This is a genomic window from Mesorhizobium sp. WSM4806 (assembly GCF_055811635.1).
Map to the genome: position 1 here is coordinate 151,196 of NZ_JBVVQZ010000015.1, position 17,886 is coordinate 169,081.

11 protein-coding genes and 1 pseudogene are annotated in these 17,886 nt (G+C 60.6%); 2 read left to right on the forward strand and 10 right to left on the reverse strand.

The genetic code is table 11. The annotated features are described in order from the left end of the window. Positions 1-1,580 (reverse strand): annotated as a pseudogene (locus AC0L2M_RS22630) (OmpA family protein); the annotation flags it as partial. Positions 1,581-1,587: 7 nt separating this feature from the next. Continuing rightward, complete coding sequence (locus tag AC0L2M_RS22635; RefSeq protein WP_031254520.1) at positions 1,588-2,253, reverse strand: coiled-coil domain-containing protein; 666 nt, start codon at positions 2,251-2,253, stop codon at positions 1,588-1,590. A 915-nt stretch (positions 2,254-3,168) separates the two neighbouring features. On the opposite strand from AC0L2M_RS22635, the gene AC0L2M_RS22640 reads away from it, so the two are divergent. Further along, positions 3,169-6,147 carry a trifunctional glycosyltransferase/class I SAM-dependent methyltransferase/polysaccharide deacetylase gene (locus AC0L2M_RS22640; RefSeq protein WP_473535939.1) on the forward strand — a complete coding sequence of 993 codons (2,979 nt, stop codon included), beginning with the start codon at positions 3,169-3,171 and terminating at the stop codon, positions 6,145-6,147. A gap of 59 nt (positions 6,148-6,206) precedes the next feature. On the opposite strand, the gene AC0L2M_RS22645 is transcribed toward AC0L2M_RS22640, so the two are convergent. The 5 genes from AC0L2M_RS22645 to AC0L2M_RS22665 all read right to left on the reverse strand — a co-directional run bounded on the left by AC0L2M_RS22645 (position 6,207) and on the right by AC0L2M_RS22665 (position 13,361). After that, positions 6,207-6,887: a redoxin domain-containing protein gene (locus AC0L2M_RS22645; RefSeq protein ID WP_023797979.1), complete on the reverse strand. Its 681-nt coding sequence runs from the start codon at positions 6,885-6,887 to the stop codon at positions 6,207-6,209. Between the two features lie 18 nt (positions 6,888-6,905). Continuing rightward, positions 6,906-10,205, reverse strand: coding sequence for an ATP-binding protein (locus AC0L2M_RS22650; protein ID WP_473535958.1), 3,300 nt, complete (start codon positions 10,203-10,205; stop codon positions 6,906-6,908). 288 nt (positions 10,206-10,493) lie between these two features. Further along, entirely contained in the window at positions 10,494-11,879 is a 1,386-nt protein-coding gene (locus tag AC0L2M_RS22655; protein ID WP_473535940.1) for a hypothetical protein, read from the reverse strand. Between the two features lie 58 nt (positions 11,880-11,937). Further along, entirely contained in the window at positions 11,938-12,462 is a 525-nt protein-coding gene (locus tag AC0L2M_RS22660) for a GNAT family N-acetyltransferase (RefSeq protein WP_128168936.1), read from the reverse strand. A 74-nt stretch (positions 12,463-12,536) separates the two neighbouring features. Next, on the reverse strand, positions 12,537-13,361 hold the full coding sequence (locus tag AC0L2M_RS22665; protein ID WP_473535941.1) for a hypothetical protein: 825 nt from the start codon (positions 13,359-13,361) through the stop codon (positions 12,537-12,539). A 191-nt stretch (positions 13,362-13,552) separates the two neighbouring features. Here AC0L2M_RS22665 and AC0L2M_RS22670 point away from each other — a divergent pair, with 191 nt between their 5' ends. Then, positions 13,553-14,968 (forward strand): DUF5939 domain-containing protein, encoded by a 1,416-nt coding sequence (locus AC0L2M_RS22670; protein WP_473535942.1) that lies wholly within the window; start codon positions 13,553-13,555, stop codon positions 14,966-14,968. A gap of 51 nt (positions 14,969-15,019) precedes the next feature. Here AC0L2M_RS22670 and AC0L2M_RS22675 read toward each other — a convergent pair whose 3' ends face one another. From AC0L2M_RS22675 to AC0L2M_RS22685, 3 genes are all read right to left on the reverse strand, one after another. Further along, entirely contained in the window at positions 15,020-15,499 is a 480-nt protein-coding gene (locus AC0L2M_RS22675; protein WP_473535943.1) for a class I SAM-dependent methyltransferase, read from the reverse strand. Positions 15,500-15,708: 209 nt separating this feature from the next. Then, on the reverse strand, positions 15,709-16,890 hold the full coding sequence (locus AC0L2M_RS22680; protein ID WP_091594734.1) for an ABC transporter permease: 1,182 nt from the start codon (positions 16,888-16,890) through the stop codon (positions 15,709-15,711). After that, positions 16,887-17,885, reverse strand: a complete 999-nt coding sequence (locus tag AC0L2M_RS22685) for an ABC transporter permease (protein ID WP_023797971.1) — start codon at positions 17,883-17,885, stop codon at positions 16,887-16,889. Before AC0L2M_RS22685 ends, AC0L2M_RS22680 begins: the two co-directional genes overlap by 4 nt. Position 17,886 lies beyond the last annotated feature (1 nt).

Here is a 17,886-nt window from a genome sequence, read left to right on the forward strand (position 1 = left end):
AGCGGGTCTCTCAGGCCGGCAATATAGAATTGGCCATCGCGCACCTTTTGTTCGGCAACGATGATGCCCGGCTGGGTTCCCAGTCGCGACACATAGGCCTGCCAGTGCTCCGCCGCGCGTGCTTCGGGGCTCACATCACGAACCTTGGAGATGTCGAATACCGGTCCGCCTGCCTCAAGCTGTCGGGCCGCTGCGCGTGCCCGATCTATCCAGGTGTCGGGAGCGTCACCCTCGGCAACGATGCGATCCTCGACGATCGAAAGCCGAACCGATTTCGGCGGGGTCAGCGACGCCTTCAGCCGCTTCAGCACGAACTCCGGCTCAAGGCTCTGATAGAATTGCCACTGCGAATGAACGCGGGCGGGATCGACCTGGGTTCCGGACAACAGCGACTGCGGGTCGGCGGCAAGCGGGTCTCTCAGGCCGGCAATATAGAATTGGCCATCGCGCACCTTTTGTTCGGCAACGATGATGCCCGGCTGGGTACTCAGCCGCGACACATAGGCCTGCCAGCGTTGCCCGGATTGCCAGGAAAGAAAGAACCAACCGCCTGCCGGAATCAAAACCAGCAGGACTGCAGCCACCACCAGCCACGGAAATCCCTGGTTTGAGTCCTCCTGCTTCAGTTCAACGCAGGATTGCAACTGCGTCTCTATGCCGGCCAACTGCGAACTGTCGCCGTCAAACTGCTCTAAAGCCTGGGAGTATTCATCATGGATGCGAAACAACACATCGCGAACGATTTCATGTAATTCCTCTGGCGGATTTCCCCGGATCACCGCGACCAAGGTCGCAAACGGTCCAACTTCCGACCAGAGACGAAGCTCTCCGAAACGGATAGTGTCCAGGCCGCTTTGTTCTCTCTCGTTAAATGAGTCTTTCACAAAATCTTGAATAGCACTAAGCATCGAAGAAATGAGTTGAGGATCTTCGCTCGTTGCATTATCGGCTGTTACATGCGCTATCAAAATCCCGGAATTGCGGTTGATGAGAAATACATGCTCTACACGATAGACAAGAGAATGCTTAAGAACAACTTCTGAGAAGCTTGCACCCGTTCTCCAAGCTTCAAATCTCCACTTGAGCCCATGCCAGGTAAATATATGTCTTAGAGTTTCATTCAGCGACTGAAAGGTCTGATCGATCTTTTCCCCGATCGACTTGCGAATTGCCGGCAGAAACACCGGGTATAATATATCCGTAAGCGTGCGCGGGCTCTTCTGGATGGACCGCTGCACGGCCCTCTCGACAGCTGGCGCAAGGGCCTCGCCGAGTTGCGCATGAGGCGCACGTGCGGCTGCACTGGGGAGAACACCCCCCACTGCAGCCGCAAGCTGCTCAGGTTCGTCGAGCAGGTGCGCAACTCGTGAAAGCTCCGAAATTTCGCGGCCGACCAGCAACTGGCGCAGCGTCTCCATGCGAGGATCGGCGGTTGGAACTCCGTAGAGACGCGCACGGTAGTCCGGATCGACGTTCCGAGCAATTTCGACCAAAAGATTAGCCAGAGCCTCGCGATCAATCTCTGGATCGTTCGAAGCTGCTCTTTGAGGAAGGCTGATTGGGTCGACGGTCGACGTCAAGTTCCGATCAACTCACTTTCCAGCTGCGTTCCGAGTTGTGCTTGCTGCCGACGGGATCCTGATTTAGACATTTTGCAACCTCGACAAACAGGCCGGCCAAAAGATTTCGGTCGGTCTTGACGTTGCTGAGATCGGAAAACATTTTCTCAATCAGCATCTGAATGCTTTCATTCTTTTGCTTGATTTCCTCACGCAGCAATTGATCGCTTCGATTTATCCGGTCCGCGACTTCGCGCTCAAGCTCGCTCAATTGATCCGACAACGCGCGCACCTGCTTTTCAAGCGCCTGATTTTGCTCGCGAAGATTCCGGTCAATCTCCTTGTCGGCCTCCGCTCGTGCATCTTTTTCGTTCCGCAATTGCGCCGCGAGCGATTCGACCTGCTTCTTTGCATTCGACTCGTACATTTCAAGATTGCGCTTGGCCTCGGATTCGACATCCTTGAAGCGCTGCAAGAACCGTTCTTCAAGCTTGGAAAAACGGCGGTCGTAGTCCTGCATCTGGTTGCCGAACAGCAGATCACGTATCTTGTCGACACCTACAGCGTCGCCGGACACCCCGCTCTCGCGGGCCTGGACCCCCATGAAGGCCAGCCCGTTTCCATCTGCATTGCTTATCAGATTTTCGTCCGCTTTACTTGCCGAAGAAGCGGTACTCGAAGATTCCTTAGCCATCCTTATGCCCCTTCATTTGAACACCTGCCACAGTGCAAAACCCAAAAACGCCCAAACATGTCAGCAAAATAGCCGGATCGCAAGCCGGAATCTTCTTGGCTTAAGCCAATTCGTGGGTCCCTTTTACATCTCTTGACTAGCGGCAAATGAACGGGTTCCGAGTTACGTCGCTCGCACATCTCTTCGTGATAGCAGGCATAACCGGCTAAGCTAATCGACCATTTGACGAAATCTACTATAGAAATTAGTAATACAATGTCAGTCTATAGCTACTTGGAACTCAATTAAGTAGCGCATATTCATTAGAAGTATCTAAAATAGCGGGTCTGGCGGTGCACATACTGTCTCGCACCCGGCTGTATACTGCGACGATCAGCTTCCGATGCGGGCCCAACGGTAGAAGGAAGGTCTTGTTTCGCACGGAGAGTGGCTGTTCGAGAATGCACCTCGGAATCGAGGCGTTGCGGTCGATAGCAGGGGAGCAATAGTCCCAATCACTGCAGTCATTCCCCCCAACGCTTCAGTGGGCTTGCATCTATTGCGTCCCGATTGCAAAAGACGTCAGGTTGCCATAGCTATTGCACGATGCCAGGGACCGCAGCTCGTGGTCATGGCGCCGACTCCGGGGATCGACGACATGAGTATGCGGCATGCTTGGCCTTGACGTCCCTCTGCGACAGCTGGCGCCCAAGCTCGGCGGCACGGATGCGAATGCTGCGCCCGGCTTCCAACATCGGTAGCACGACAGGAGCAAGCTCGCTCTGCAGCCAAATGGCGGCGTCGCGGCGGCTCGGAAGTGTTCGCAGGAGACTGTTTGGACGCAGTGTCGCTGAGGACCGTTTCCTTTGGCAGGAAATCGCCGGCTATGTTTCGGGACTTTTGTTCTACCTTCGAACCAGGCGCGGGTAAGACGGCGTGGCGCATAATCCCTTGGTTTCAATCGTGGTTCCTGCGCACAACGCGGAGGTAACGCTGCCGCGCGCACTCGATTGCCTTGTCGATCAGGAAATAGTGGATTGGGAGGCGATCGTCGTCGACGACGTCTCCACGGACGCCACCGCCGCGATCATCGCCGGCTATGTGGAGCACGATGCCCGGTTTCGGACGTTGAGCGCTTCTGCGTATAGCGCCGCGGGCGCGCGCAATAGCGGGATTTCGACATCGCGCGGACGTTGGCTCATGTTCCTGGATGCGGACGATTGGGTGGACGCCGGCTTCCTTGCGAAAATGCTGGCCGCGCTTGAAGCCGCGCCCGATGCGGTCACCGCCTATTGCGGTTCCCGGCGCGTGATGCCCGATGGCGAACTCACCCCGTCGAGCATCCCGACGGAGGTTGCGATCCAGCCCTTCGAAACATTCGCGCGCCGTTGCCCCATCCGCACTCACGCGCTGCTCGTCGACCGGAAGACAATTGTCGAGTTGGGCGGCTTCGATGTTTCGCTGCGCACCTGCGAGGACTGGGATCTGTGGCAGCGCCTGGCACGTCTAGGCAAACGTTGGGTGATGGTCGACGAGTCGCTCGCTTTCTATCGGACCAGTCCCAACTCGCTCACCCGCAATTCGACACAGATGCTGGCCGATGCGGAAATCGTGATCGCCCGCGGCTTTTCTCCTGATCCCAGGGTCAAAAAGCCAGCATCGGCTCATGCCAATGGTGCGATCGAAACGAACGGCCGCACCGCTTCCGAAGCACTCGCGTGGTTCGCGTTGTGGAACGCCGCGTCGGATTGCGGCAGCGGCCGCTGCTCGATCAGCCCGCAGACCCTGCGCGCGCTCCCGGCAGGACGTAAGTGGGCGCGTGAGATCGCCAAGGTGGCCTTCGATGGCCTTATGGTAGGAAGCCTATCGGTGCCAGCGCAATTGGCTGCCAGATGGGACAGGTTCGGCGGCTCCCTCACCGAGTTGATCACCGAACTCGGCAAGGTCTGGGACGATCCCGTCGCGGGTCGCCGCGTCCAGTATCACCTTGAGGAAATGCTTCTCGACTTCGACGATCTTGCCGCGCCGCGCCGGCTGGCGCGGACGCTTGGAATTCGCGTCGATATTCGAAATCCGACCTCGATCGAACTTCCGGAAGGAATCGACCAAATTTATGCCTATCTGATGATGGATGGCCAGATCGAGGCTGTCGTGCAGTTCGGCGTACTCGGGAAAGTGACAAGGCGCCATTGGATTGAATTGGCCCGGGATTTCGTGCCCCCTGAGCGGCTTATACACAGTGCCGCACGGCTTGCGAGGCGACCGCCTGTACGTGCCCCGCAACAGGGCGCCCGTGCCGACATGTCAGACATATCTGCAGCCGAGGCATTGTTGTCCATCGCCGGACGCCGGTCCGATCGGCACAGCCACTTCGGCAAATTCGCGCGGTTGGCCGCGGAAGCGCGGAGGCTGGTTCGGTCGAGCGCCGAAGCTACAGAGCCGCTTGCACCACCGCGCCGTGCATCGGCTGCGGATGGGCACGACGATGATCGCAGGTCGTTCTGGAATCGCCGTTTCGCGACCGAGGATCCCTGGAACTACGGTTCGTCCTATGAGCAGGAAAAGTATGAGCGGCAGCTCGAAATTCTGCCTGCCGGTCCGATCGGACGGGCGCTCGAGCTGGCCTGCGCGGAGGGGCACTTCACGCGGCAGCTGGCGCCGCGAGTGGCCCATTTGACCGCAACCGACATCTCCGCCGTCGCTATCGGGCGAGCGCGCGCGCGATGCAGCGATCAGCCGAATGTTGAGTTCGGCGTACTGGATTTCTGCGCGGACACGCTGCCTGGTGAGATGGACCTGATCGTGTGTTCGGAAGTGCTCTACTATCTGGATGATCTCGCCGAGTTGCGGCGCATCGCCAAAAAAATCGTCGAGGCATTGGCGCCTGGCGGCAGTTTCATCAACGCACACGCATTCGTATTACGCGACAATGTTGAAAGGACCGGCTTCGACTGGAACACATTCGGTGCACAAGCGATCTCAGAGACGCTGGCAGGGACCGAAGGCCTCGTCCTCGATCAATCGATCCAGACCGAGCTCTATCGCATAGACCGCTTCCGCCGCCTGTCACCGGACGAGGTGGCGACGGAACCGATGATCGATCATGCGCCAATCCGCGCGCGCCTCGAAATCGGCGTCGCGCGAAATATCGTCTGGGGCGGGGCGCGGGCCCTGCGCCGCGACGTTGCGCGTAGCGAGCGGCGGCAGCGTATCCCTGTCCTCATGTATCACAGCGTCGCCGATGAAGGTCCGGCCGCGCTCGCCCGTTTTCGGCTCACGCCCGCCGCATTCCACAGCCAGATGGCATGGCTGCGCGCCAATGGGTTTCACGCGATTAGGTCCGAGCAGCTGGAACGGTTCATCGCCAGCCGTCAACCTTTCGCTGGCCGCCCAGTGCTCATCACCTTCGACGACGGCTTCCAGAACTTTGCCGACCATGCCTGGCCGATCTTGCGAGCGAACGACCTGACCGCGGAAGTGTTCCTGGTGACGGACCTAGTGGGTGAAAGTGCACTGTGGGACGCCGACAGCGGTCCGCCGACACAGCTTATGGACGCCGGGACGGTGCAACGCCTCGCCGCCGAAGGTGCGTTCTTCGGAAGCCATCTGGCGACGCATCGCGCCATCGATGGTCTGTCGAGCTCCGACCTGGCCGCCGAGCTCCTGCGCTCTCGCATGTTCATCGAACGGTGGACCGGTCGGCCAACCACGGCGTTCGCGGCACCCTTTTCTGTCACCGACCGACGGCTTGGCCGGCTGGCCAAGGAGTGCGGCTATCGGATCGGCTTCGGCGGCAGACACGGGCCGGCGGACCTCGATTGCGATCCCATCGACCTTCCGCGCATCGAGATTCGCGGGGATCGCTCACTCTATGACTTTGTAGCCAAGGTCGAGGCCGTGCTCGAAGAACGGTGAACTCGTCTCGTCAGTGTCATTTCAGTGTCCCGCCCGTTTACCTTACCTCGTTCGCAAGTCTATTGGGCGACTTGGGACACGGCTGACATCAGCTCCTGCGGGCTTGGCGCCCCAAACATGTATCGCCCACCCTCTGGAACCTCCGTGAAGCTCCAGCGGACGATCCCCTGCCGGTCCAGCAGGAACTGACCGACCAGTTGTCCGTGTCCCGTTGCCACCATCTGCTCGTCGGCTTCGGTCACTTCGTAATGGTCCATCTTGTTGAGGATTTCGGTGGCCGCAATAGGATCCATAGGACCGGGCAACTCGCCTGGTACGTCGACCCGCATATCCTTTACCGCTGCCATCGAGACCTTGTACGGCCAGTTCGTCTCGTTTTGGGTGAATTCGAGATTGGGCAGTCCAAAAGCACGATGTGAAGCGCGCTCAGGGTCGGAGGCCGCAAGCAGATTCGGCATCGGGTGGTAGCGGAAATAGAGGCGCGCCCGTTCGATCGGGGTGTTGACCACCGTCAGGCTCTCCACGCCCTTTTCGCGCAGCTCCGGATCAAGCCGCGCCTGGGCGGCGATATAGCGCCGGCAAAACGCACAATGCAGACCTCGAAACAGGCCGACCAGCACCGGTTTTTGTCCGCGATAGTCGTCAAGCGCGATCTTGCCTTCCTGGGTAATGGCGTCGAGTACCAAGTTCGGCGCACGGTCGCCCGGTTGAAGCGGTACCAAGTCACTACGCGCGGACATTTCCAACCTCCAACCCGGCTAGTCGAGAAAAGGCAGCACCACAAGCGCTTCCGGGTCGAGCCCGTGCTGGGCGCATATGCCCTGCGCCAGGGAAAAGTAGCGTTCGGCCTCGGCCAGATTGTCGAGGTCGAGATTAAGCGTTGCGAGACCATCATAGCACGGAAACAGCAGTTGGGGTTCGCCCGTTTCGCGGGCTACGTCCAGTGCTTCGTGGAACAAGCCGACCGCCAGTTCCGGACGGCCGTGGCACTGGTGGATCTGCCCAAGCACGATCAACGGCACCGCCAGGTGCTCGCGCTGGTCGAGCGCCCGGTCGATCTCGATGGCCTTCTCGGCAGCAGGCACGCCCTCCGTTGGACAGCGATCCGTGAAAGTACAACAAGCGACAGCCAGATTGGCGAGAAGGCGCGCCTGGAAACCCAAATCACCAATATGGCGCGCCACTTCAAGACCGCGCCGACAGACCTCCATCGCCTGTGCCGGATCGATAGTCGTGTAAAGCACGCCGAGATTGGTGTAGCCGCGACAGGCCGCGCCCAGTAGACCGGCGGCTTCGGCCAATTCAATGCTACGCTCAACCTGTCGCACGGCTTCACGGCTTCGCCCAAGGCGAGCCAGCGCAACAGCCTTGGTATTAAGTGCCTCGGCGGTCACAAGAGTGGCATCACATCCTACCTCGGAGACATGCTCCGTTGTCAGAGTGCGTACGCAATACAGCGCCGCGTCTGCCCATTTTACCGCGAGAGCGTGATCTCCGCTACGGAACGCCTGTCGGCCACGTTCTTGCCAGAGTTGCGCTTGCTCGATCGGAGCATCCGCTCCATCGAGGAGCGCTGCCGCTTCAGCATAGCGGGATTCTGCGTTGTCCCGCTTGCCGACGTCCCAGAGCAGCCGACCGATCTTACGCAAAACTCGCGCCGAAGCGACACGATTGGCTGACTCGCGGTATGCCTGCAACACCGTCTCGTAGTGGTGGTGCGCGATCTCGCGGCGGCCTACCGGGCCGCTCAAATCGGCAATGCGCTCTGCAATTGCCAGTTTGAGCGGTGTTTGCCCGATCGCGCCCAACGCAGTCAGTGCTCGATCGTAGAAACGAAGGGCGTCGTCGTTGGCGTATATCATGCGAGCGCGATCGCCCGCCGCCTGCAGGTAATGCGCGCCCTTCTCCCGCTCGGCGCTCTGTGCGAAATGATAACCGAGCACGGTCAAATCCTCGAGCCGTTCCGGCTTGTCGCCGCACAGTTGCTCCAAGGCAGCGCCGACCCGCCCGTGGATGTCGGTCCGGCGTTGCAGGAGCAGATTCTGGTAGATCACGTCCTGCAGCAGTGTTTGCGTAAAGCGGTAGCCTTGCGACGAGACCGAGCCTGATCCGGCAATTTCCTCGATGATTTCCGCATCGCAAAGCAGTTCGCAGCCGGCTTCTAGCCGGCCAGGGTCGGCTGTGACGGTTTTCAGAAGTGTGGCATTGAAGCGCGGGCCGATTACCGCGGCTTCCTGGGCCAACCGGCGCGCCTCTTGGGGCAGCCGGTCGACGCGAGCAAGCAACATTGCCTGGATAGTGGCGGGAATGCCGGTTGCCACTTCGCCTGCCACAGTCCGCCATCGCTGGCCCTCGCGCATCAGTACACCGCGATCGATAAGGCCGCGAACGATCTCCTCTACAAAAAAGGGGTTGCCGCCCGCGCGCTCGAGGATCTGGTCGAGAAGCCCTCCCGCGGAGTTTACCCAGCTCTCGCCGAAAAGCGCCGCCAGCAGGCTGCGTCCGTCATCGCTGTTGAGGGGCGAAAGCCTCAGCGCTGTGTGACTGACCCGACTTGAGTCGAGCTGGTCATTGTCCGGCGCCGGACGATGCGTGACCAGCACCATCAACCGCGTGCGCACTAACCTGTCCATCACGAAACGTAGTGCCTCGAGCGACACGGCGTCGGCCCAGTGCAGGTCTTCGACGACAATCAACAGCGGCGACAACGCAAGCCGCCGTTCGATGATTGTGCGGACTGCGTAGAGAATTTGCCGCCGCAGCTGCTCGGGCTCGACATGCTGCAAGGTGGTATCGGGGTCGCCAAGGCCAAGCACATGGTAGAGCAAAGGCATCAGCCGCTTCGCCTCCTCGCCCTGCAGGCCGAGATCGGCAAGCAAGCCTGCGAGCTTCCCCCGCATTTCGTCCCCATTGTCGTTTTGCATCATCCCGGCAGCGCTGCGCACCACTGCGCCCAAGGCGCCAAATGATTGTTCGCCCAGCGGTGAGCACGTGGCCTGCCGCACGGCGACGTTGCGAAAACGATCCTCGTCGCCGACGCGGGCGACGAACTCGTTCACCAGCCGCGATTTCCCGATACCGGCTTCTCCGACGAGGCGGACAAGTTGGGCCGAGCCGCCGCACGCCTGGTCAAGGCTCGCCAGCATTCTATTGAGCTCCGCACCACGACCTATTATCGGCGCACTGAGGCCGAGCGCCTCGAGCCCACGCGCTGCACGCGGCGCCGCAAGCGGTGCATCCAGTCGATGGACGAGCACACTGCCAGCCTTGCCGCGAAGCACGACATCACCCAGCGACTCGTAAGAGAAGGCGTGCCGGGTCAGCCTGTGAGTGAGCTCGCCTACCAGCACCTCACCCGGTGCGGCCAGCGATTGCAGGCGTTGCGCCGTATTCACTGTATCGCCGGTCACCGAATAGGATTTGGCGGTGCCGACGCCCAATCCGCCAGTGACGACCGGACCAGTGTTTATGCCGATATGGAGCGACAGAGGCGAGCCGGAGTGGGGGGTGCTTTCGCCGAGCCGCGCCGTCCGGGCGATCATGTCGAGAGCGGCGCGAAGCGCACGTTCCGGATCGTCCTCATGCGCGACCGGCGCACCGAACAAAGCGAGCAGTGCATCGCCGATGAATTTGTCGACGAAACCGCCAAAGTTTCGCACGGCCGCCGTCAATTCCTTGAACAGTTCGTTCTGCAGCGCTTGCATGACCTCGGGGTCGAGCTGCTCGCTGAGTGTTGTGAAGCCGCAAAGGTCGGCGAACAGGACCGTTACCGTCCGGCGATCGGCGTCAGAGACGGGATACTGCCCATCTTCGCTTTCGATGTTCGGAAGCAGCGACGGAGTTCGAGAAGGCTGCACAATGGTCCGGCTTGGCGTCGGAGCAGGCCGTTCGACGGCTTTTGCGGGCGCACCGACGCTTGCCCCACATTTCGGACAGAACTCGAAATCAGGTGCGCAGCGGTAGCCGCAACTGGCGCATGGCACGGGCTGGCGCCTGCCACACCTCGGACAGAAAGCGTAACCGCCCTCAACCTCGAAACCGCAGCCCGAGCAGTCCATCGAACAAGACCTCACTAGGGGCCGTGACGGCGTGATCTCGCTACGCACTTCACGGCCAAGGTTCACAAGAATGAACCGATAGCCGTCGACCAGCAAGCGGCAGCGCAAATGGGCATCGAGCGATCCGTGTGGGTCCGGTGGCAGAGCGCTGCCGATCGAGGGCGGAAGCCGTCGTCGAAATCCCGAAAGGCATCAGCGCCGAGGAAGCGGCCGGATCAGACGCCAGAGGCTCACCGATAGATCGCCGTCGCTTGCGGTTGCGCACCAGAAAATCAACCTGAAGTAGGCTCAGTTCTCCTTGATCTCTGCCTGGCCGATCTTGCGCCATCGGGCGTTTTCGCGAACCAGCTTCAGGTCGTCGGTCGCCTCGGCAAACGTCCGCAAACGGTATTGCCGGAGCAGGGCCGGGAAGAGCGCCCCTTCCGGCAGGCCGGCAAGCTGCTCGCGGACCGAGATCTTTTCGTCGATGACCCGCATGCCCCAGGCATTTTCCCGAACCTGCAATTCCGCAGCCAGATCGCGCTCTTCCGGCGCGTTTTCATCTAGCGCAGCCAGCAGGATCGAGTGGAAAAGCGCTACATAACCAATCTGTCTCAGGCCGCCCACAACCCGCACGCGCGGCAATATGGCAAGGACCAGGAACATCAGGAACAAGTTCGGCAGCAGCACGCCGTCCAGCAGCGCCTGCCTGAGATGCGGCCGCTCGAACGGAATGGAAAGACCATGCGGCCTGCCAGGCTCGATCAGGTGCCCGTTCTCGAGGACGAGCTTGCGCACGCGCTCCTCGCGGATGCCCCAGAAATAGGCCGTGGCATTGGGCAGGAACCTGCCAAATGGGCTCGATGCGGCTGCTTGCAAGGCACGTTCGAGACGCTGGCGCCTTGCGGGCTCAAGGAGCAGCCTGGAAACAAGGCTGCCGTCATGTTCCAGATGCCGCGCCATGGCAGCCGCGGCGAGCCGATCATCGATGAAAATCGGCTGGGCCATGCCGGAACGATCCCAATCGGCGACCAGATCCTCGTTGAGGGCTATCAGCGCATCGGCGGCGGTTCCAAACACCTTGTCCTGGCTGGCAAGCAGTGTACCCAGCCAGCGGCTGGCATCCGTTTCGTCGCCCACCGCTTCGAGCGCGCGCTTGTTGAGGGAGACGGGACCGGCCACGCAGGCGCTTTTGCGGCACAGTTTGTGGCGCCCCATTCCAAACAGGTTAACCTTGTCGTCGCCGACATCGAGCCATCCCGGCCCCTCCCGGCCAATTGTCTCCATGGTCATCGTCGTTCCCATGAAGCTGAAGAAGGCCGACAGCCCGTTTTCGACCGCGCCGAGCCAGGCAAGCAGGAGGGCATCGAAGGTGATCCGGTCCATCAGAAGCAGGCAGTGCAGGCCGGACTGAATCACCGGTCTGTGCTCGAATTCTTCGAGGGCCTTGCCGATCTCTTCGGGCTGCATGAACACCTCAAGGCGCTGATGCAGGACTTCGCGCAGGATCGAGCGGGCAGCGATTGCCGGGCCCGATGCAGGCCTTGCCACCGGCCGCCACACATGGCGGGCATAATCTGAAACCGGCGCATTCCAGTTCTGCTCGATGTCACGCACGACTTCCGGGCAGAGCAGCGACAGCACCGCCAGAATTTCCACCGGAGGCGTAGGGGTTGGGTCAAAGACGGCGGTCATTGGTCCCGTCTAGCCGCTTGCGGTGCAAACGCCAAGGGAGACCAGACAACAGCGGATATCAGAACCGCAGCCGGGCCATGCTCAGGAGGTCGTGGTACTGCCCGTCGGTAAACCCGGCCTTCACATGCCGGCCTTCGACCTCGAAGCCGTGGCTTGTGTAGAGACGGACGGCCGGCTCGTTGTCGGCAAAGACGGTCAATTCGACTCGCTTCAGGGCGCGCCAGTTGTCGGCCACGTCAAGCAGCGCGCCAAGTATGGCAGAGCCGATACCCTTGCCGACAAAGGCATCGTCAAGCCCGATATTGATCTCGCCGATATGCGAACGGCGCGGCGAACCCTGCACGACCAGGCTGCCATGGCCGACGACCTTGCCGTCCAACTCGGCAACGATCCAGGTGGTTTCCTGGCCGGACTTGGCGATGCGCCGCTCCACCTGCTCCACCATCTCGAAGGGCATCCTGAGCGTGCCCCAGCGGAAGCCCGGCATGTTGAAGATAGCGCAAAGCGCCTCCGCATCGCTTAGCCGGACGGACCGGAGCTGCGGCTGGATTTTCTTTGGGGATGGCGAGGTCGTGCTGGTCATGGCTTTCCCGGCAAAGGCGATCGGCCCGGCACGATGCACCGGACGTCACCTGAAAATCCAGCGGTCTCTTCAACCTATGACGCCGATTGCGAGCTAAAATACCGAGAGGCGGCGTAGAATTTGAAGACGCCGCTGATGCCGATCCAGCCGAAAAGGCCGAGCCAGCACAATGTCCTGGTCGCTGTCCAGTCAATCCGGTGCACCGCAGCGTCGGTGATAACGAGGCCAAGGATGGCAAGCAGGCCAGTGAGAAACTGCGCCAGGCCGAGCACCAGCAGTTCCTCGCGCGGCGCGCTTCTCCAGACGAGATATACACCGGCCGCACCGGCCAGGAAGATGGCGCTGTAGACCTGAGCATGGAAGGCATCGATCGGCCATGGCCAGAGGCTGCCGAATGTCAGGGGAAACAGCAACAGGCCTAGGCCATAGAGCCCAAGGATCGCCGATTCCACCGGCATGTAGCCGCGCCATGCCGGATTTAAGGTCACGCCTTTTGCAGAAGGACGGGCCTTGGCCCTCCACAGGAACAGCCCGGATACCGCGACAGAAGCGAGATAGACCAAAAACCAGAGCCAGGGCGCTTTGCGCTCGAAGTTGAAATAGCCGAGATTGATGAACGAAGCCAGCGACACGATGACGGTGAAGATGAAGGCCATGACGAGCACGAGCCTGCCGGGCGACCAGCGATTCCAGACCAGCAGCGCCGCCATCACGACCATTTCGGCGGTGTAGAAGCCGCCGAGGAAGCGGGCATTGAACGGCGTGACGGCCCAAGGCCAGCGCGGCTTGACCAGCACAGGCGCGAAAAACAGGCCGGCGCCTACGATCAGCACGATGATGACCACCACAGAGAATAGGCGCAGGGCCGCGGGAAATGGCGGGTTGTTGGATGTCGGCATGGGAGAAAGTCCCCAAGATGAATGCCCCATGGACCATCATAGTGCCGCTTGCGGCCGGTGAAAATCCGCCGAATGGAAATTGAACTGTCACCATGCCCATCTATTCGATTGGCCGTAGGATGCGTTTCGAAGTAAGATGGAGTACTGGGACCAAAGACGCCTCCGGGGGCGCATTTTCCGGAGCCTGCACGATGAACGAAGCTCAGGATCTGTTCTCGCTTCTGCGGCAATCGACCGGTGTCGATCCGCAGGCAATCGACGCGATCAAGCGAACCATCGCGGAGGGCAAGGACCGCGAACTTTGCCGCATCAATGCGCCAGCCTTCGCCAGCAAGCATGGCCTCGACGAGGAACGCGCCATAAGCGCCTTTCTCCATGCGGCACGGGTAGGCATCTTCGACATTTCCTGGAATGTTCTATGCCCCGGCTGTGGCGGCGTGCTCGACACAAACGCCACGCTGAAAACCCTGCAGAAGGACGAATACACCTGCGCGCTGTGCTCCGAGGGCTATTCGCCGACCCTCGACGAGATGGTCGAGGTGACATTCACCGTCAGTCCCCGCGTGCGCAGGATTGCCGCCCACAATCCACACGAACTGCCCTTGCTGGAATATTACCGCCAGATCTACTGGGCGTCCGGCGTCGATCTGCCGGAAGAGGATTTCGCGAAAAAGATCGAAGCGTTCTCGCTGGAGGATATCGAGCTTGCCCCCGGCGAAAAGGCGGTTCTGCCCATACAGCTTCCGTCTGAATTCGTCATCGTCTTCGAGCCGGTCACCCATTCAGCACAGTTCATCGACGTGAAGGGCGAACCAACAAAAGAGCGCCGAAGCCTCTCTTTGGTCTTCGACCGCGACCATGTCCAGAACCAGACGCTGGAGATGCAACCCGGCCCGTTGCGCATTTCGCTGGAGAACAGGACCGACACACGCGTGCTGCCGACGGTCTTCATCGCCGGCCAGGAATTGCATGGTCTCCTGGGTAAACGCCGGCCCTTCCTGACCGCCAAGCGCCTGCTCACCAACCAGACGTTCCGCGATCTCTATCGCACGGATACGCTCGACATCGACCAGCGCCTGAAAATCACCAGCCTGACCTTCCTGTTCACCGACCTGCGCGGATCGACCGAGCTTTACGAGCGGGTGGGCGATCTTTCGGCCTTCGATCTCGTGCGCGTGCATTTCCAGGTTCTGCACGAGATCGTTGCGGCGGAGGCAGGCGCGGTGGTCAAGACGATCGGTGATGCGGTGATGGCGACCTTCGCGACGCCTGATCGTGCGATTGCTGCGGCCCTCAGGATGCGCGATGCCATGCGTGAGCTCAACGACAAGAGCGGGCGCGAGGATCTGCTGCTCAAGATCGGAGTCCATGCCGGCCCGTGCATCGCCGTGTCCATGAACGAGCGACAGGACTATTTCGGCCAGACGGTCAACATTGCTTCGCGGGTCCAGAACCTTGCCAATGCACAGGCGATCTTCGCCACTCGTGCCGTGGTCGGCGACAATCTCACCGCCGATCTGTTGCACAGGAACGCGCTGACGCCCGTGCCCCACGACGTCTCGCTGCGCGGCATTGAGCGGGAGATAGCAGTATTTATGATCCCCTGAAGATTTGGCCCCGAAGATTTGGCCGCCAAATGTTTGGGTCGTCTCGGCCCCTCACACGCGCCTGCAGACAAAATAACGATCGGCGGGCACCGAAGGCGGCGGCTGGAGGCGTTGCAACAGCGGGTGGTCGAGGGGCGTGCCGCTGACCGCGAAGCCGCCGACGCGAAGCAGGCGCGCGATCAGATCGGGAAGCCAGGTAGAGGTCACTGCGTCGCGATCGTCATAGCCGGTGCCGATGTCAGCATGAACGAGAGCCGCGTCGATGCCAATGAACCTCTTCGCCGTCTCGCGTATTTCGCCGAGCACGAAGTCTTCAGCGTCGGGAATTGAGCTGGCGTGTGCGCTAAGTTCACGGTCGAACACCACGATCCGGCGTCCGGGCAGGCGCTCGCGCAGATGGTGGTACGTCCGGCCGTTGCCGAGGCCGAGCTCGAGCACCGGCCCTTCCATCTTCGCCACCTCGGGGCAAACCTGATCGAGAATGTCGCGCTGTGCGGTCATCCTGCTGATGAAATTCTCAAGGCGAGTCATATGCGTGTGTGTCCTGAAACCAGCTCAAGAGATCAGCAATGCCCGCGACCAGAGCGGTTCACGGGTGAAACCCGAGGGCGACATGTTAACCGCCGATCGCGTCCCGGCACGTATAGAGGCGAACGATGAACCCTGCAATAACCGAACAGGCTGCCGACAGGATCATACCGGGTGGAGCGGGTGGCCCGGCGCGCGGCGGAATAGCGATCTCACTTGTAGGGATCTGCGGCGTCCCGCAGGCCGTCGCCGAGGAAGTTGAACGCCAGGATGACGAGAATGACGGGGAGCATCGGCAAAAGCAGCCATGGATAGAACGCGATGACGCTGACGCTGCGCGCCTCCGTGAGCAGGATGCCCCAGCTGGTTATCGGCGCCCTCAGGCCGAGCCCGAGGAAGCTCAGCGCCGTCTCGCCCAGGATCATGCCGGGTATGGAGATCGTCGCCGTCGCGATCAGATGCGACATGAAGCCGGGAATGAGATGCCGCCCGATGATGCGGCTGCTTCTGGCGCCCATCAATTGCGCAGCCAGAACGTAATCCTCCTCGCGCAACGCTAGAAGCTTCGAACGCACGGCCCGCGCCAATCCGGTCCAGTCGAGTAGCCCGAGGATGACGGTGATGCCGAAATAGATCAGGATCGGACTCCAGGTTATCGGCATGATCGCCGCCAGAGCCAGCCATAGCGGAATACTGGGGATTGACTGCAGAACTTCGATTATCCGTTGAACGATCAGGTCGAATATACCGCCGTGATAGCCGGCCAGTCCGCCGATGACGATGCCGAGCAGGAAGCTGAAACTGATGCCGACGAGGCCGATTGTCAGTGAAATGCGTGCGCCATAGATGATGCGCGAGAGCACGTCGCGCCCCAGCCTGTCAGTGCCGGCCAGAAAGAGCTGGCCGTTTTCGGCAGGGCAGACAAAATGCCTGTCACCTTCGATCAGGCCCCAGAACCGATAACTGTCGCCCTTGCAGAAGAAACGGATCCGCTGAACATCATCTTGATTCTCGATGTAGTTCCGCTTGAGCGTGTCCATATCCAGCGTCATCTGGCGGCCATAAACGAACGGCCCGACGAACTGGCCGTTGTGGAACAGGTGCACCCGCTGCGGCGGCGAATAGATGTAGTCCATGTTGCGCGTGTGCAGATTGTAGGGGGCCAGGAACTCGCAGATCAGTATTCCGAAATAAAGCGCTGCCAGGAATATGCCTGAAATAACGGCAAGCCGGTGCTCCCGGAATTTCCACCACATCAGCCGCAACTGCGACGCCTGAAAGACCTTCGACTGCTCCGGCGTCATCGCCTCGACCGACTCCAGGTCAAAGGGCGCGGTGGAAACGTAGTGTTGCAGCGGAGCACCCGGAGCGGGCAGCGGCGAATGCGTGCTCATTTGGTGCTACCGCCCTGCAAACGAATTCTTGGATCAAGCAGCGCCAGCGCCAGGTCGGAAATCAGGACACCGATGACCGTCAGGAAGGCGAGGAACATGAGGAACGACCCTGCCAGGTACATGTCCTGGCTTTGCAGCGCCTTGATCAGCATCGGCCCGGTCGTTTCCAAAGACAGCACGATCGCCGTGATTTCGGCGCCGGAGATGATGGCCGGCAGGATAGAGCCGATGTCGGAAATGAAGAAATTGAGCGCCATGCGCAGCGGATATTTGACCAGCGCCTTGAACGGATGAAGTCCCTTGGCGCGCGCGGTCACGACATATTGCTTGTGTAGCTCGTCGAGAAGATTGGCGCGCAGCCGCCGGATCATGCTTGCCGTGCCCCCGGTGCCGATGATCAAGACCGGAATCCAGAGATGGGCGAGGATCGACTTCGCCTTGGCCCAGCTCATCGGCTCGCCGAGATATTGCTGGTCCATGAGATGGCCGATGGATGTGCCGAACCAGATGTTGGCGAAATACATCAGGATCAGCGCCAGCATGAAGTTCGGAATGGCAAGGCCGAGAAGGCCGAAGAGAGTCAGGCCGTAGTCGCCCCAGCTGTATTGATGCGTGGCGGAGTACATGCCGATCGGAAAGGCGATGAGCCAGGTGAAGATGATCGTGACGAAGGAAACCAGCACGGTCAGCCACATTCGGTCCCCGACGACGTCGCGGACCGGCAGCTCATATTCGAAGGAATAGCCAAAATCGCCGCGCAGCATCCCGCCGACCCAGTAGAAGTAGCGAATGACCGGTGGCTGGTCGAAACCATAGTCCTTGCGCATCATCTCGATGCGATCGGAATCCACCGCTTCGCCCTGAGCCCGAAGCTCGGCAACATAGCTGTCGAAATAGTCGCCGGGTGGAAGTTCGATGATCGTGAACACCAGTGCCGATATGACCAGCAGCGTTGGAACCATCACGGCAATGCGCCAGACAAAATATCGAAGCACG

What these genes read in the sequence shown, in the direction of transcription:
- AC0L2M_RS22665 (WP_473535941.1), bottom strand. Translation starts at nt 13,361, where the DNA reads ATGCCGACATCCAACAACCCGCCATTTCCCGCGGCCCTGCGCCTATTC.
- AC0L2M_RS22650 (WP_473535958.1), bottom strand. Translation starts at nt 10,205, where the DNA reads ATGGACTGCTCGGGCTGCGGTTTCGAGGTTGAGGGCGGTTACGCTTTC.
- AC0L2M_RS22645 (WP_023797979.1), bottom strand. Translation starts at nt 6,887, where the DNA reads ATGTCCGCGCGTAGTGACTTGGTACCGCTTCAACCGGGCGACCGTGCG.
- AC0L2M_RS22660 (WP_128168936.1), bottom strand. Translation starts at nt 12,462, where the DNA reads ATGACCAGCACGACCTCGCCATCCCCAAAGAAAATCCAGCCGCAGCTC.
- AC0L2M_RS22675 (WP_473535943.1), bottom strand. Translation starts at nt 15,499, where the DNA reads ATGACTCGCCTTGAGAATTTCATCAGCAGGATGACCGCACAGCGCGAC.
- AC0L2M_RS22635 (WP_031254520.1), bottom strand. Translation starts at nt 2,253, where the DNA reads ATGGCTAAGGAATCTTCGAGTACCGCTTCTTCGGCAAGTAAAGCGGAC.
- AC0L2M_RS22680 (WP_091594734.1), bottom strand. Translation starts at nt 16,890, where the DNA reads ATGAGCACGCATTCGCCGCTGCCCGCTCCGGGTGCTCCGCTGCAACAC.
- AC0L2M_RS22655 (WP_473535940.1), bottom strand. Translation starts at nt 11,879, where the DNA reads ATGACCGCCGTCTTTGACCCAACCCCTACGCCTCCGGTGGAAATTCTG.
- AC0L2M_RS22670 (WP_473535942.1), top strand. Translation starts at nt 13,553, where the DNA reads ATGAACGAAGCTCAGGATCTGTTCTCGCTTCTGCGGCAATCGACCGGT.